At 55.5% G+C, this 15,462-nt stretch carries 17 protein-coding genes and 1 other annotated feature; of the genes, 7 read left to right on the forward strand and 10 right to left on the reverse strand.

Annotated elements, in window-relative coordinates; genetic code table 11:
- Positions 1 to 71: 71 nt before the first annotated feature.
- The 9 genes from ihfA to CKF42_RS02785 form a co-directional block, all read right to left on the reverse strand.
- Positions 72 to 374: an integration host factor subunit alpha gene (gene ihfA / locus CKF42_RS02750; protein WP_003853259.1), complete on the reverse strand. Its 303-nt coding sequence runs from the start codon at positions 372 to 374 to the stop codon at positions 72 to 74.
- A gap of 4 nt (positions 375 to 378) precedes the next feature.
- Entirely contained in the window at positions 379 to 2,766 is a 2,388-nt protein-coding gene (gene pheT, locus CKF42_RS02755; protein WP_111207439.1) for a phenylalanine--tRNA ligase subunit beta, read from the reverse strand.
- Positions 2,767 to 2,780: 14 nt separating this feature from the next.
- Positions 2,781 to 3,764, reverse strand: coding sequence for a phenylalanine--tRNA ligase subunit alpha (pheS, locus tag CKF42_RS02760; protein WP_009090534.1), 984 nt, complete (start codon positions 3,762 to 3,764; stop codon positions 2,781 to 2,783).
- A gap of 71 nt (positions 3,765 to 3,835) precedes the next feature.
- Positions 3,836 to 3,961, reverse strand: a sequence feature (Phe leader region).
- Complete coding sequence (gene pheM / locus CKF42_RS21150; RefSeq protein WP_106120997.1) at positions 3,912 to 3,956, reverse strand: pheST operon leader peptide PheM; 45 nt, start codon at positions 3,954 to 3,956, stop codon at positions 3,912 to 3,914. (Overlaps the previous feature by 45 nt.)
- Before the next feature lie 117 nt (positions 3,962 to 4,078).
- Entirely contained in the window at positions 4,079 to 4,435 is a 357-nt protein-coding gene (gene rplT, locus CKF42_RS02765) for a 50S ribosomal protein L20 (protein ID WP_006118956.1), read from the reverse strand.
- Positions 4,436 to 4,475: 40 nt separating this feature from the next.
- Positions 4,476 to 4,673 (reverse strand): 50S ribosomal protein L35, encoded by a 198-nt coding sequence (gene rpmI, locus CKF42_RS02770; protein WP_009090535.1) that lies wholly within the window; start codon positions 4,671 to 4,673, stop codon positions 4,476 to 4,478.
- A 100-nt stretch (positions 4,674 to 4,773) separates the two neighbouring features.
- Entirely contained in the window at positions 4,774 to 5,325 is a 552-nt protein-coding gene (infC, locus tag CKF42_RS02775; protein WP_033736278.1) for a translation initiation factor IF-3, read from the reverse strand.
- Positions 5,326 to 5,328: 3 nt separating this feature from the next.
- Complete coding sequence (gene thrS, locus CKF42_RS02780) at positions 5,329 to 7,257, reverse strand: threonine--tRNA ligase (protein ID WP_009090537.1); 1,929 nt, start codon at positions 7,255 to 7,257, stop codon at positions 5,329 to 5,331.
- 246 nt (positions 7,258 to 7,503) lie between these two features.
- Positions 7,504 to 8,265, reverse strand: coding sequence for a YdiY family protein (locus CKF42_RS02785; RefSeq protein ID WP_009090538.1), 762 nt, complete (start codon positions 8,263 to 8,265; stop codon positions 7,504 to 7,506).
- 350 nt (positions 8,266 to 8,615) lie between these two features.
- On the opposite strand from CKF42_RS02785, the gene ghoS reads away from it, so the two are divergent.
- Positions 8,616 to 8,936: a type V toxin-antitoxin system endoribonuclease antitoxin GhoS gene (gene ghoS / locus CKF42_RS02790; protein ID WP_009090539.1), complete on the forward strand. Its 321-nt coding sequence runs from the start codon at positions 8,616 to 8,618 to the stop codon at positions 8,934 to 8,936.
- A gap of 78 nt (positions 8,937 to 9,014) precedes the next feature.
- A complete protein-coding gene (locus CKF42_RS02795; protein WP_058956575.1) occupies positions 9,015 to 9,908 on the forward strand; it encodes a fructosamine kinase family protein in 894 nt (297 codons plus the stop codon).
- 8 nt (positions 9,909 to 9,916) lie between these two features.
- Here CKF42_RS02795 and CKF42_RS02800 read toward each other — a convergent pair whose 3' ends face one another.
- Positions 9,917 to 10,453: a YniB family protein gene (locus tag CKF42_RS02800; RefSeq protein WP_009090542.1), complete on the reverse strand. Its 537-nt coding sequence runs from the start codon at positions 10,451 to 10,453 to the stop codon at positions 9,917 to 9,919.
- A gap of 144 nt (positions 10,454 to 10,597) precedes the next feature.
- On the opposite strand from CKF42_RS02800, the gene hxpB reads away from it, so the two are divergent.
- The 5 genes from hxpB (at position 10,598) to CKF42_RS02825 (ending at position 15,327) form a co-directional block, all read left to right on the forward strand.
- Positions 10,598 to 11,266 (forward strand): hexitol phosphatase HxpB, encoded by a 669-nt coding sequence (gene hxpB, locus CKF42_RS02805; RefSeq protein WP_009090544.1) that lies wholly within the window; start codon positions 10,598 to 10,600, stop codon positions 11,264 to 11,266.
- A gap of 174 nt (positions 11,267 to 11,440) precedes the next feature.
- Positions 11,441 to 12,277, forward strand: a complete 837-nt coding sequence (gene kduI / locus CKF42_RS02810) for a 5-dehydro-4-deoxy-D-glucuronate isomerase (protein WP_009090546.1) — start codon at positions 11,441 to 11,443, stop codon at positions 12,275 to 12,277.
- Between the two features lie 16 nt (positions 12,278 to 12,293).
- Positions 12,294 to 13,055 (forward strand): 2-dehydro-3-deoxy-D-gluconate 5-dehydrogenase KduD, encoded by a 762-nt coding sequence (kduD, locus tag CKF42_RS02815; protein WP_111207441.1) that lies wholly within the window; start codon positions 12,294 to 12,296, stop codon positions 13,053 to 13,055.
- Positions 13,056 to 13,193: 138 nt separating this feature from the next.
- The gene (locus CKF42_RS02820) at positions 13,194 to 13,784 is read left to right on the forward strand and encodes a metal-dependent hydrolase (protein WP_009090554.1); all 591 of its coding nucleotides are present in this window, start codon (positions 13,194 to 13,196) and stop codon (positions 13,782 to 13,784) included.
- 151 nt (positions 13,785 to 13,935) lie between these two features.
- Positions 13,936 to 15,327, forward strand: coding sequence for an L-cystine transporter (locus tag CKF42_RS02825; RefSeq protein ID WP_111207443.1), 1,392 nt, complete (start codon positions 13,936 to 13,938; stop codon positions 15,325 to 15,327).
- Positions 15,328 to 15,462: the final 135 nt, after the last annotated feature.

Consider the following 15,462-nt stretch of genomic DNA (forward strand, 5'->3'; position numbering starts at 1 on the left):
GCCAGCGCAGTTACCGGCGGGTGAGACCATGAAAAAAGGCCGCTTGCGCGGCCTTTTTGAAACGCTGAAATTCAGTCAGTCTCTTTGGGTGTAGCGTTCTCTACGCGGCTTTTCAGCTTCTGTCCCGGGCGGAATGTCACTACGCGACGCGCGGTGATCGGAATATCTTCCCCCGTTTTCGGGTTTCTGCCAGGACGCTGGTTTTTGTCACGCAGGTCAAAATTGCCAAACCCAGACAGTTTTACCTGTTCTCCATTTTCCAAAGCGCGACGTACCTCTTCGAAAAACAGCTCTACTAACTCTTTGGCATCGCGTTTGCTCAGCCCGAGTTTCTCAAACAGGTACTCTGACATCTCAGCTTTTGTAAGCGCCATAGGTTCAATCCCTCAAGGTTGCCTGGAATCGCTCTTTTAATGCCGCAACACATTTGCCAACGGTCGCGGCAATCTCCTCTTCTTCGAGTGTCCGGCTGGTATCCTGCAAAATCAGGCTGATTGCGAGGCTCTTGAAGCCCTCAGAAACGCCCTTACCGCGGTACACGTCAAACAAGTTTACGCCAACTACCTGATTTACGCCAACTTTCTTACACTCCGCGATGATATCTGCTGCAGGGACGTTTTCAGCCACTACAACAGCAATATCACGACGGTTAGCCGGGAAGCGAGAAATCTCGCGCGCGTCAGGCAGGACGCGGTCTGCGACCTTATTCCAAAGCAGTTCAAAGACTAAGGTGCGGCCGTTGAGATCCAGCTTACGTTCCAGCTCAGGATGAACGACTCCGATAAATCCGATTCGTTCATCGTGCAAATAAATCGCCGCGCTCTGTCCCGGATGCAACGCCGGATTGGCTTCAGCCCGGAAGCTGATCGCATCCAGTTTGCCGGTTAAATCGAGCAGGGACTCTAAATCGCCTTTTAAATCATAGAAGTCAACTGCCTGGCGCGCCAGATCCCAGTGCTCTTCAACACGGTTTCCGCTGATAACACCGGCCAGCATAAGATCCTGACGGATGCCTAAATCTGCCTGCGTGTCGGGCACAAAGCGTAAGCCGCTCTCAAACAGACGTACGCGACTCTGCTGACGGTTCTGGTTGTAGACGACTGCGCTGAGCAGGCCGGTCCACAGGGAGAGACGCATGGTCGACATCTCGCTGGAGATCGGGCTTGGCAGCAGCAGCGCCTCTTCACCCGGATGCAGCAGCTGCTGAACCTTTGGATCAACGAAGCTGTAGGTAATCGCTTCCTGATATCCCTTGTCCACCAGCAGGTTTTTCACGCGTTTCAGCGACAGGTTCGCTTCGCGATGCTGAGTCATGACCAGCCCCGCCTGCACCGGCACGTTCGGGATGTTGTTGTAGCCGTAAACGCGGGCCACTTCTTCAACCAGATCTTCCTCAATCGCCATGTCGAAGCGCCAGCTCGGGGCGATCGCCTGCCACTCACCTTCGCCTGTCGTGACGTCGCAGCCGAGGCGGGTCAGAATATCGGTAACCTGCTCATCGGCGATGACATGACCAATCAGGCGATCCAGTTTTTCCCGGCGCAGGGTGATCGTCGCCGGAACCGGCAAGGCGGCCTGATGCGTCTGATCGATGATCGGGCCGGCTTCACCCCCGCAGATGGAGAGCAGCAGCGCGGTTGCACGCTCCAGCGCGATATGTTGCAGCGCCGGATCAACGCCTCGCTCATAACGATGTGACGCGTCGGTGTGCAGACCGTGACGACGGGCGCGGCCGGTGATCGCCAGCGGGTCAAACCAGGCGCACTCAAACAGAATGTTCTGCGTTTCGCTGTTCACGCCCGAATGTTCGCCACCGAAGATACCCGCCATCGCCAGCGCCTGCTGGTGATCGGCGATGACCAGCGTGTCTGCCTGCAGGCTGGCTTCAGTGCCATCCAGCAGCGTCAGCTTTTCGCCCTCTTTCGCCATGCGCACCACGATGCCGCCGTTAAGGCGATCGAGGTCGAAGGCGTGCATCGGCTGACCCAGTTCCAGCAGCACATAGTTGGTGATATCCACCACCGGATCGATTGAGCGGATACCACAGCGACGCAGCTTCTCTTTCATCCACAATGGCGTGGCCGCACCAACGTTGATGCCTTTCACCACGCGACCCAGGTAGCGCGGACAGGCCTCCACCGCATCAACCTGAATCGGGAAGGTGTCACTCAGCGTGGCAGCGACCGGCTGAATCTCTGGCTTGTTCAGCGGCAGACCGTTCAGCACCGCCACATCACGCGCGATACCGATCAGGCCCAGACAGTCCGCGCGGTTAGGCGTGACGCTGATTTCAATAGTGTTGTCATCCAGCTGAAGCCAGGCGCGGATGTCGGTGCCCACGGGCGCATCGGCAGGCAGTTCAATAATGCCGTTGTGGTCGTCACTGATTCCCAGCTCGGAGAAAGAGCAGAGCATCCCTTCTGACGGCTCACCGCGCAGTTTGGCCGCTTTGATTTTGAAATCACCCGGCAGCACGGCACCTACGGTGGCGACGGCGACTTTCAGTCCCTGACGGCAGTTCGGCGCGCCGCAGACGATATCCAGCAGACGGTCACCGCCCACATTAATTTTGGTCACCCGCAGTTTGTCAGCATTCGGGTGCTGACCGCACTCCACCACTTCGCCAACCACGACACCGTGGAACGCACCGGCGACGGCCTCAACGCCATCCACTTCCAGACCGGCCATGGTGATTTGTTCAGACAGCGCGGCGCTGTCCAGGGCTGGATTTACCCATTCGCGTAACCAGAGTTCACTGAATTTCATTGGATAACCTGCCCTTACTTAAATTGTTTGAGGAAACGTAAATCGTTTTCGAAGAATGCGCGCAGATCGGTCACGCCATAGCGCAACATGGTCAGACGCTCCATGCCCATACCAAAGGCGAAACCGGAGTAAACTTCCGGGTCAATGCCGACATTGCGCAGCACATTAGGGTGCACCATGCCGCAGCCCAGCACTTCCAGCCACTTGCCGTTTTTACCCATGACGTCCACTTCTGCTGAAGGCTCAGTAAACGGGAAGTAGGACGGACGGAAACGAATCTGCAAATCTTCTTCGAAGAAGTTGTTGAGGAAATCGTGCAGCGTGCCTTTGAGATTGGTAAAGCTGATGTTTTTATCCACGATCAGCCCTTCCATCTGATGGAACATCGGCGTGTGGGTCTGATCGTAATCGTTACGGTAGACGCGGCCTGGCGCGATGATACGAATCGGCGGCTGCTGAGCCTGCATGGTACGGATCTGCACGCCGGAAGTCTGGGTACGCAGCAGACGGGTGGCGTCAAACCAGAAGGTATCGTGATCGGCACGCGCCGGGTGGTGAGCAGGAATATTGAGTGCATCAAAGTTATGATAATCATCTTCAATTTCCGGCCCGGTGACGACAGCAAAGCCTAACTCACCGAAGAAGGTCTCAATGCGATCCATCGTGCGGGTGACCGGATGCAGGCCGCCATTTTCAATACGGCGACCCGGCAGTGACACATCGATGGTCTCTTCCGCCAGACGCGCATTCAGCGCCGCCGATTCCAGCGCCTCTTTACGCGCGTTCAGGCGGTCGGTGACCTGCTGTTTCGCTTCGTTGATTACCGCACCGGCTGCAGGGCGCTCTTCAGCAGGCAACTCGCGTAAGGTGGTCATCTGTAATGTCAGATGCCCTTTCTTACCGAGATATTCGACGCGCACCGCGTCAAGGGCGGCGATATCTGTCGCCCCGTCGATAGCCGCCGTGGCGCTGGCCACCAGTTCTGCGAGTTGGGACATAATTTCCTCTTTTTCCAGTCAGGCTGGTCAGTTCTTGTTGGGACCTGCCGGTCCAGTATGCTAACGCCAGAAACAAAAAAGCCTCCACGAGGGAGGCTTTTAGCGCGATTTTTCGTTTCTTTTCTTATGCGCAAAAGCCCCCGGATGTCAGGCGCTAAAGTAAAAAAAGAAACGGAAAATAGCAGCATTCATGCTTGCAGTTACCTTGTCATGCTTTACGAGGGCACTATTGAAATGCGCGGAGACGAAAATGTCAATCTTTTGCGCAGCTTACAGGCAATAAAAAAGGGAGCAAGCTCCCTTTTTCATCTGACTTACGCCAGAGCTGATTTCGCTTTTTCGACCAGTGCAGTGAAGGCCACTTTGTCGAATACGGCGATATCGGCCAGGATCTTACGGTCGATCTCAATGGCTGCTTTTTTCAGACCATTGATGAAACGGCTGTAAGACATGCCGTTCTGACGAGCCGCTGCGTTGATACGCGCGATCCACAGCTGACGGAACTGACGCTTACGCTGACGACGGTCACGGTAAGCATACTGACCAGCTTTGATAACAGCCTGGAAGGCAACGCGGTAAACACGTGAACGTGCACCGTAATAGCCTTTAGCTTGTTTTAAGATTTTTTTGTGACGTGCGCGAGCAACTACACCACGTTTAACGCGAGCCATGTGAGCTCTCCTGTTCTATATTCTGTTTAAAAAAATGGACTTATGCGTACGGCAGGCAGGCAGAAACCAGACCCAGATCGCCTTTTGACACCATGCCTTTAGGGCGCAGGTGACGTTTACGCTTAGTAGATTTTTTGGTCAGAATATGACGCAGGTTTGCGTGTTTACGCTTGAAGCCGCCAGAAGCGGTCTTCTTGAAGCGCTTAGCCGCGCCACGTACAGTTTTAATCTTTGGCATTTTTAAAAATATCCACTTCGCATTGTTGATAACATGACCCAGACAGGCGAACAGAAAACCGCACAACGCGAACGCTGCGCGGTTAATGTTACTTGAAAGCCTACTGTTTCTTCTTAGGAGCGAGCACCATGATCATCTGGCGGCCTTCGATCTTCGAAGGGAAGGATTCGACAATGGCCAAATCCAGATCTTCACACAGGTCTTTACGGACGCGGTTAAGCACTTCCATACCGATCTGCTGGTGCGCCATCTCACGACCACGGAAACGCAGCGTGATTTTGGCTTTATCGCCATCTTCCAGAAAGCGAATCAGGTTGCGTAGTTTGACCTGATAGTCGCCATCATCGGTTCCAGGACGGAATTTAATTTCCTTAACCTGAATAACTTTTTGCTTCTTCTTCTGTTCCTTAGAAGATTTGCTTTTTTCGTAGAGGAACTTGCCGTAATCCATAATACGGCAAACCGGCGGTTCGGCGTTCGGGCTAATTTCGACTAAGTCAGCACCCGATTCCTCGGCTTTTTCCAGAGCTTCGCGTAATGAGACGATGCCAAGTGGCTCGCCATCCATGCCCGTTAAGCGCACTTCAGTTGCGCGGATTTCGCTGTTAATTTTGTTCGGACGCGTCGGTAGTACTCGTTTTCCGCCTTTAATACTTTATTCCTCCAGTTGATGAAGATTTCGGCTGCGAATCTCTTGTTGCAACTTCTCAACAAAGAGATCGACATCCATCGACCCCAGGTCTTTACCACGGCGGGTGCGAACGGCAACTTTGCCTGCTTCCACCTCTTTATCACCGCAGACCAGCATATAAGGGACGCGACGTAATGTGTGCTCGCGGATTTTAAAGCCTATCTTCTCATTTCTCAAGTCTGCCTTCACACGAATGCCAGCATTCTGCAGCTTACGCGTTAAAGACTCAACATATTCCGCTTGTCCATCGGTAATATTCATGACCACGACCTGCTGTGGTGCCAGCCAGGTTGGGAAGAAACCAGCAAATTCTTCGGTCAGAATACCGATGAAGCGTTCCATCGATCCCAGAATCGCACGGTGAATCATCACAGGCGTCTGACGATCGTTATTTTCACCCACATACGTCGCTTCAAGACGTTTTGGCAGGGAGAAGTCTAGCTGAACGGTTCCACACTGCCAGGCGCGATCAAGACAATCGTACAGGGTAAACTCAATTTTCGGGCCGTAGAAGGCGCCTTCGCCTGGCTGGAACTCAAACTCAATGTTGTTTTCGTTCAGCGCGGCAGCCAGATCTTCCTCGGCGCGGTCCCACATCTCATCGGTGCCGATGCGCTTCTCAGGACGGGTAGAGAGTTTGACCACAATCTTTTCGAAGCCGAAGGTGCTGTACATGTCATAAACCATGCGGATACAGCTGTTCACTTCGTCACGCACCTGCTCTTCTGTACAGAAGACGTGGGCATCATCCTGGGTAAAGCCGCGAACGCGCATCAGGCCATGCAGCGCACCTGATGGCTCATTACGGTGACAGCTGCCGAACTCGGCCATACGCAGCGGCAGGTCACGGTACGATTTCAGACCCTGATTAAAGATCTGAACGTGTCCCGGACAGTTCATCGGTTTAATGCAATATTCACGGTTCTCAGACGAGGTGGTGAACATCGCTTCTTTATAGTTTTCCCAGTGCCCGGTTTTTTCCCACAGGACGCGATCCATCATGAACGGACCCTTCACTTCCTGGTACTGGTACTCTTTCAGCTTGCTGCGGACAAACACTTCCAGTTCGCGGAAGATGGTCCAGCCGTCGTTATGCCAGAAGACCATACCGGGTGCTTCTTCCTGCATGTGGTAGAGATCCAGCTGCTTACCAATCTTGCGATGGTCACGCTTTGCCGCCTCTTCCAGACGCTGCAGATAGGCTGCCAGCTGCTTTTTGTCTGCCCATGCGGTGCCATAGATGCGTTGCAGCATCTTGTTGCTGCTGTCGCCGCGCCAGTAGGCACCGGAGATCTTCTGCAGTTTAAAGTGATGGCAGAACCGCATGTTCGGCACGTGCGGACCGCGGCACATGTCGACATATTCTTCATGATGATAGAGGCCAGGCTTATCGTCGTGGCTGATGTTTTCATCAAGAATGGTGGTTTTGTAGATTTCGCCGCGCGCCGCAAAGACGTCACGGGCTTCCTGCCAGCTGACCTTTTTCTTCACCACATCGTAGTTGGTCTCAGCCAGCTGATGCATGCGTTTTTCCAGCAGGTCGATATCTTCCTGGGTCAGCGTACGATCGATGTCGACATCATAATAGAAGCCGTTATCAATGACCGGGCCAATCGCCATTTTCGTATCCGGCCACAGCTGCTTGATGGCATGCCCTAACAGGTGCGCGCAGGAGTGACGGATGATTTCCAGACCGGCTTCATCTTTTGCAGTGATAATCGCCACGGCGGCGTCTTCGGTGATGGGATCGACCGCATCAACCAGTTCACCGTTCACGCGGCCAGCGATACAGGCTTTCGCCAGACCTGGCCCGATGTCCAGCGCGATATCCATCACACTGACAGGGCGGTCGAACACACGCTGGCTGCCATCAGGAAGCGTAATTACAGGCATTTCTAATCCTTATTTGCAGTGGTAGGCCACACGAAAGCCTACATGCAACGTCATGTAAAATGGGTGACCTGGCGTAACATCAGACCCACATTGTCGGAATGTCGCCAGGATTGCCGTGCGGGGCAGATGATAGCAGTTTTCCTGGTCGAGAAAAACCATCCCCTTTTTGCTAAGCCGTGGAGAGATCAAAAAAAAGCGGCCTGACAGAGTGTCAGGCCGCCGGGCAGACCACGGTTAAAATTGCGCTTACATCGCGTAGGAGAGCATAACCGAGGTTTTGGTGTCGGTGCGATCCGGCGCAGATTCCGGCGGATTGTTGTTCCAGGTCACGTTGTACGCCAGCTTCAGGGCGAAGTGGCTGTTAATTGCCACCTGCAGGCCGGTTTCAGAGTTCACGGTGGTATCTTCACCGAAGCTGCTCAGTACAGACACACCCTGGACAAATTTGGTGGTGTCAGTGAGCTGCCACTGATAGCTGACCGCGCCATAGCCCAGCGCTTTGGTTTCATGGCCGCCATCGTGGAAATCGTCGTAGCGCACACCCGGACCAAATTCCGCACGCAGTGAATGCACCGGGCCGTTCAGGATCTGACGACCGTAACCGGCTGTCAGAACGTCGCGCGAATCGTAACCATTGAAACGATCGCTTAACCAGCTCGCCTGACCAAACAGGTAGTCATAGTTGCTGACGTTGTAACGTGAACGACCGCCGATGCTGTAGGTTTCGGAAGAGCGCTCATCGTTTGACGAGGTGTTGGCCGCGTTACCCCACAAGCTGTAAGCCATTGATGACTGATACCAGGTCATATTGGTCTGAGCGGTCATTGATGAACTGGTGGTGTTACCGGTTTGCGCCAGGTATCCCGCAGCAGCTGAGCCTTCGAACGGCTTTTTCGCCGTAGAGGGGTCATCCATTGAGGTGAATACGGCGTTATCGGCCAGTGCCTGGTGACAAAATGCTCCGGCGGAGAGCAGAAGAACAGCAGACAGCTTGTTATAGGCTTTCATTAAATGTGATCCGTGCGACAGTTTAAAAAACGAAGAGTCTGAAGCGTTTTGCCCGGCATTCAATGCAATTTACGGTAAGTTTTGTAAAAAAATATTAACTCACCCGAAATGCGTGGAATCAGCCCTGCAACACGTGTTAATTGGGACTCATCTGATTAACGTCGCGCATTATAGTGCTGCGAAAGGGAAAAGATAGCCGTAGCCGCAGAAGATTTTTCCACCCCCGCGCACCTGCCTGACAGGAATTTACGCCCGGCATCACGGCATGCACCGCGCATCCCCTTCATAATTCGCCTGATTTTTCACCATGGTCTACGCTCAGTTCAGTTTCCCTTCCCCGGAGGTGCCTCATGAGCAACAACGCCTTAACACGCTATATCGTGACCTTTCATTATCAGGAATCGGGATTAAGCGACATCCTGGAGCTGACCAGCGCCATGACGGCGGCCGGTTTCACCACCACCCTGGCTGACGATGAGGGCCACCCGCATGAACTCGGGACCAACAGCTTTGGTATTGTCAGCCCGCTGTCGCCTGAAGCGCTGCAGCAGCAGGCCACTGCGGCGGGTGAAAGCGTGCTGGGTCAGCGGCCGGACGTGACCGTGACAACCTTCGAAGCGTTTCTGCGCGACACCGCTGAACATCGCCCCACCCGCTCCGCACCAGAATAAGAGGTGCAATCGGGCTGGTTTTGGTGAATATTTACGCAGTACAATCTGTCTTACGCAGCGAATAACGAGGATAGCCCAATGTGGTCAGCCATTAGTCGTCTGTTAAGCGAGCAGTTAGGCAATGCCGAAATCACCGAACGTCACGCCCTGGCCGGCGGCGACATCCATCCCACCTGGCGTATCCGCTACGGTGATCACGACGTGTTCGTCAAAAGTAACAGCCGGGACAGGCTCTCACTCTTCACCTGGGAAGCTGACCAGCTGGCGCTGCTGGCGCGCACCGGCACGGTTCGCGTGCCCGAGGTCTATGGTGTAGGCCAGCACCGCGAGGAGAGCTTCCTGCTGCTGGAATATATTCCGCCTCAGCCACTTGATGAGCAGAGTGCCTGGCAGCTCGGGCAGCAGCTGGCGCACCTTCATCAGTGGAGCGAGCAGACACAGTTCGGTCTCGATTTCGACAACAATATCACCACGACTCCTCAGCCCAACAGCTGGCTGCGCCGCTGGTCGGTCTTTTTTGCTGAGCAGCGCATCGGCTGGCAGTTACAGCTGGCGGCAGAAAAAGGGGTGCTCTACGGGGATACCGAGCTGATCATTGCTGCCGTGCAGCGGGTGCTGGCCTCCCATCATCCGCAGCCGTCGCTGCTGCATGGCGACCTCTGGCCAGCCAACTGTGCCAGCAGCCACAGTGGCCCCTGGGTGTTCGATCCTGCCTGCTACTGGGGCGACCGGGAGTGCGATTTAGCCATGCTGAGCTGGTACCCCGACCTGCCGCGTCAGATTTACGACGGCTATCAGTCGGTCTGGCCGTTACCGGATGGGTTCTCGCAGCGTCTGCCGGTCTATCAGCTCTACTATTTGCTGAACCGGGCTAACGTCTTTGGCGGGCACTGGCCGGACGACGCACAGTTCGCCATCGGCCAGTTGCTGGAAGAGGATGCGCTGAGCGCCAGTCAGGCCAGACCGGCCTGACGACGCCCTCAGATAAAGCCGAGCAGCGACAGCACGAAATAACCGGCTACCGCAATGACCACGGGCAGGATGTAAAGCGGGAAGATCTGCAGGAAGATGGTGTGACGGGGTACGCGCACCTTCTCTTCCAGTTGCTGACGGCTTCGCCCTTCGCTGCCCTTTGCCTGCTCCAGGATCATCTGATCTTCAATACCCTCTCTGACATGACGGGCCTGACGCCCCATGCGCGCGCCGGATGACTCCAGGGCCAGTCCGACAAAAATCAGGATGTAGATCAGCCAGAATCCCAGGTTCATCTGACCATTAAATTCCGGCACCGGGGAGTTGTGCCAGAAGATGTTCAGGAAGGGGGTGTTAAAGCGAAGCATATCGACGATAACATGAACAAAATCGAGCATTACCGCGTCGATACCTGGCTGCTTCTCACTGTGCTTAAACATAAAGCTCAGCACCGAAATAATGGTCGACAGCAGCGCCACCAGAAAGAGCACCCAGCCTGCCACACGCTTAAGGATGGCGATGCGGCCAGCCTGTTGATAGGTCATAATATCTCCTGAACCCGAAATCCGATTTGCCGTAAGTCTACCTGCCAATGAAGAAATTTCCCAAAAAAAGCATGGCCGACGGGCGAAGCGTGCGCCAGCCGGGAATGATGCTTTGGTAAAACCGACTTTAAAAGGAGACCTCTGATGCCCTATCACCGCCCTGTCCTCGCCGCCCTGTTTGATATGGATGGTTTACTGATCGATTCTGAGCCGCTGTGGGATCAGGCTGAACTGGATATCTTTTCAACGCTGGATGTTGACCTGTCACGTCGCAGTGAAATGCCCGACACGCTGGGTTTGCGCATCGACCAGACGGTGCGGATGTGGTACGAAACGCTGCCGTGGCAGGGTCCGTCGCAGCAGGAGGTCACGGAGCGGATTATCGTGCGCGCCATGACGCTGGTGGATCAGACCCGCCCCCTGTTGCCGGGCGTGGAAACCGCGCTGCAACTCTGTCAGGAGCAGGGACTGAAGATTGGCCTGGCGTCCGCCTCTCCGATGGCGATGCTGGAACAGGTGCTGGAGATCTTTAATCTGCGTCACTATTTTGATGTGCTCTCCTCCGCAGAAGCCCTGCCCTACAGCAAGCCCCATCCGCAGGTCTATCTCAATGCCGCCGCCAGTCTGGGAATCGATCCGCTGAACTGCGTCACGCTGGAGGATTCGTTTAACGGCATGATCGCCACTAAAGCGGCCCGCATGCGGTCGATTGTGGTACCTGCCGCTGAGCACCGCGACGATCCGCGCTGGGCGCTGGCGGATGTCCGGCTGGACACCTTGACGCAGCTTAGCCCGACCCATCTGAAAGGCTGACCCCCCGCCCGCTTTAAGCGGGCTTTTTTTTGCTCAGGCGTTCTGCGGTTGATCTGAATCTCAAAAAATTAAAACAGCGTTTCATTTTTATTGAATCACTGTCTCACCCTGCCTAAGATGCCCACATCGTCCCCTGATCGGGGGATGAATAACCTGACTCCAGAGGGGCACGAGATGGACATTCGCCAGAGCATTCACAGCGATCACGCTAAACAACTCGACACTGACGCACTGCGCCAGGCATTTCTGATTGAAAAGATATTTACCGCCGATCACTACACCCTGACCTACAGCCACATTGACCGCATCATTACGGGCGGCGTCATGCCGGTGAATCAGCCGGTCACGATGGGGGATGAGATGGGCAAACAGCTGGGCGTCGCCTGGTTTCTCGAACGCCGTGAACTGGGCATGATCAATATTGGCGGCCCGGGTCTGGTGGAGGTGGATGGCAAAACGTGGGAAATCGGTCACGAAGAGGCGCTCTATATCGGCAAAGGGGCGCGCGATCTGCTGTTTCGCAGCCTCGATGCATCGCAGCCCGCAAAATTTTATTTCAACAGTGCACCAGCGCACACCACCTTTCCGGACAGGAAGATCACGCTGCAGGAGGCGGTCAACGCCACGCTGGGCGATGCGGCAAGCGCTAATCGCCGCACCATACACAAATTTATCGTGCCCGACGTGTTGCCTACCTGTCAGCTCACGATGGGCCTGACCAGGCTGCATGAGGGCAGTCTCTGGAACACTATGCCCTGTCACACCCACGAACGCCGCATGGAAGTCTATTTCTATTTCGACATGAGCGAAGATCACGCCGTCTTCCACATGATGGGAGAGCCGCAGCAAACCCGTCATCTGCTGGTTCATAACGAGCAGGCGGTGATCTCACCCAGCTGGTCGATACACGCGGGTGTCGGAACCCAGCGTTACGCCTTTATCTGGGGGATGGTGGGTGAGAATCAGGTCTTTGATGATATGGACGCGGTCAGGATTAGCGAACTGCGTTAAGCGGAGGACAAGCCGAATGGTACTGAACAGATTTGATTTAACAGGCAAAGTCGCCATCGTGACCGGCTGTAATACCGGGCTTGGCCAGGGGATGGCACTGGGGCTGGCGCAGGCTGGCTGCGACATAGTGGGCATCAACCGCATCGAACCGGCTGACACGCAGCATAAAGTGGAAGCACTTGGCCGCCGCTTCTGGTCCGTTTCAGCCGATCTGATGTCTCCTGAGCTCATCCCGCAGGTCGCGGAAGAGGCGGTCGCCGCGGCAGGCAGAGTGGATATCCTGGTCAACAATGCCGGGATTATCCGTCGTGAGGATGCCCTGAAATTCAGCGTGCAGGACTGGGATGATGTGATGAATATCAACTGCAAGACGGTGTTTTTCCTCTCACAGCAGGTCGCGCAGCGGTTTATCGCGCAGGGAAGCGGCGGCAAAATCATTAATATTGCGTCCATGCTCTCGTTTCAGGGAGGCATTCGCGTCCCCTCTTACACCGCCTCAAAAAGCGCTGTCATGGGCTTAACCCGTCTGATGGCTAACGAGTGGGGACGGCATGGCATCAATGTTAATGCTATCGCGCCAGGTTACATGGCGACCGATAATACCGAACCCCTGCGCAAAGATGCGGCGCGCAGCGCTGAGATCCTTGACCGTATTCCGGCAGGCCGCTGGGGCGTGCCGGATGACATGATGGGGCCGGTGGTCTTTCTGGCCTCGTCTGCAGCAGACTATATTAATGGTTATACGCTGGCGGTTGATGGCGGCTGGCTGGCCCGCTAGAAGACGGGGTGAGCCGTGACATGCCACGGCTCGCCCTGTAAAAAAATTCACTGTTAGTTACAGCGTCACATGTTCTCATTTACTGGATAAATCCCTATACTGGATGCATCGACAGTTTCTTAGCATCCAGGTTCTATCATGACGGGCGAAGGCCACATCATTTTTGCCATTGCCAGCGCTATTTTTGCCAAACGTGCGGAGCTGACCCCGGTTCTGGCGCAGGCCGACTGGTGGCATCTCGTTCCCTCAGCCCTGCTGACATGTCTGTTGCCCGACATCGATCACCCTAAATCCCTGCTGGGACAGCGGCTGCGCTGGCTCTCACAGCCGATTGCGCGCGCTTTTGGTCACCGGGGCTTTACCCACAGCCTGCTGGCGGTGGCCGCCGGTTTATGGCTTTTTCAGATTAACCTGCCCAAGTCGTCACCCATACCACCTGATGTCTTGCAGGGTCTGACCCTGGGCTACCTCAGCCATATAGTGGCCGATATGCTGACGCCTGCCGGGGTGCCACTGCTGTGGCCCTGCCGCTGGCGCTTCCGCCTGCCGATTCTGCGCAGCCAGAAAGGCAATCAGCTTGAGCGGGTGTTGTGTCTGGGTCTGGTGGGCTATGCGCTCTGGTTTCCGGTGGGAATGCCTTCCTTTGGTGCAAACGGCTGGCCGACCCAGCTGTTCGATACGCTGCAGAATGGGGTCGGACGGTTAATTTCCAGTCACACCGCGCAATAAACCCGCAAAAATCAACAGTTAGTTATAAACCATGCCATTTGGATATAAGGCAGCCTCTCCGGCTGCTGTTACCATTCCTGCTGTCTTAATTCGTGATTAACATTATGCGGCCTCTCCCGGACGACAGGCCGCATTACTCTGGAGTTTCGGTATGGACCTTCCTCTTACGCTTAATATCGCGGCCTTCGTGGTGCTGCTGGTATTACTCTCCCGCTTCAGCCGCCATAGCTGGAGCCTGTCGAAGAAAGTGTTGATCGGTCTGGTGATCGGTGTACTGTTCGGCCTGGTGCTGCAGCTGATCTACGGTGAAAACAGCGCCGTGGTCAAAGCGTCGATCAGCTGGTTTAACATCGTCGGCAATGGCTATGTCCAGCTGCTGCAGATGGTCGTCATGCCGCTGGTGTTCGTTTCGATTCTGAGTGCGGTCGCCCGTCTGCATAACGCCTCGTCGCTGGGAAAAATCAGCGTACTGACCATTGGCGTACTGCTCTTTACCACCGCGATTTCTGCGCTGGTCGGCGTCTTCGTGACCGGTCTGTTTGGCCTCAGCGCGGAAGGTCTGGTGCAGGGTGTCCAGGAAACCGCACGCCTGAGTGCGATCCAGAGCAACTATGTCGGCAAGGTCTCCGACCTGAGCGTGCCTCAGCTGGTGCTCTCCTTTATCCCGAAAAATCCGTTTGCCGATCTGACCGGTGCTAATCCGACCTCCATCATCAGCGTGGTCATTTTTGCCGCCTTCCTGGGGATGGCCGCTCTGCAACTGCTGAAAGATGACCAGGAGAAAGGTCAGCGGGTGCTGGTGGCGATTGACACCCTGCAGTCGTGGGTCATGAAGCTGGTGCGTTTAGTGATGAAGCTGACGCCGTATGGCGTGCTGGCGCTGATGACCAAAGTCGTAGCCGGTTCTAACCTGCAGGACATCATCAAGCTGGGCAGTTTTGTGGTCGCCTCTTACCTCGGTCTGGCGATAATGTTTGCGGTTCATGCCCTGCTGCTGTCGGTAAACGGCATCAACCCGCTGCGCTTCTTCCGCAAAGTGTGGCCGGTGATTACCTTCGCCTTTACCAGCCGCTCCAGCGCCGCCAGCATTCCGCTGAGCGTAGAGACTCAGACCCGTCGCCTGGGCGTGCCAGAGTCTGTGGCGAGCTTTGCAGCCTCCTTTGGTGCCACGATCGGCCAGAACGGCTGTGCCGGTCTCTATCCGACCATGCTGGCGGTGATGGTGGCGCCTACGGTTGGCATCAACCCGTTTGACCCGCTATGGATTGCGACGCTGGTCGGGATCGTCACCCTGAGTTCAGCCGGTGTGGCCGGTGTCGGCGGCGGTGCGACGTTTGCTGCCCTGATTGTGCTGCCTGCGATGGGCCTGCCGGTGACCCTGGTTGCGCTGCTGATCTCTATCGAGCCGCTGATCGATATGGGCCGTACCGCCCTGAACGTCAATGGCTCCATGACCGCCGGTTCACTCACCAGCCGCTGGTTAGGCCTGACCGACAGGCACGTGCTGGAAAGTGACGACCACGCCGAACTGGCGCACCGCTAATCTCTGCTCAACCTGGCGCATCCGCGCCAGGTTAATCCCTTCCCGCTCTCCATAATCTTCCCTGTTCATGGCGACGCCGTTAAGAAAGCGTTAAGCGTGGTAAACAGGCGAAAATCCGCCGCTTTAGCGCTTGTC

Source organism: Pantoea sp. ARC270, assembly GCF_003236725.1.
Lineage (GTDB): Bacteria > Pseudomonadota > Gammaproteobacteria > Enterobacterales > Enterobacteriaceae > Pantoea > Pantoea anthophila.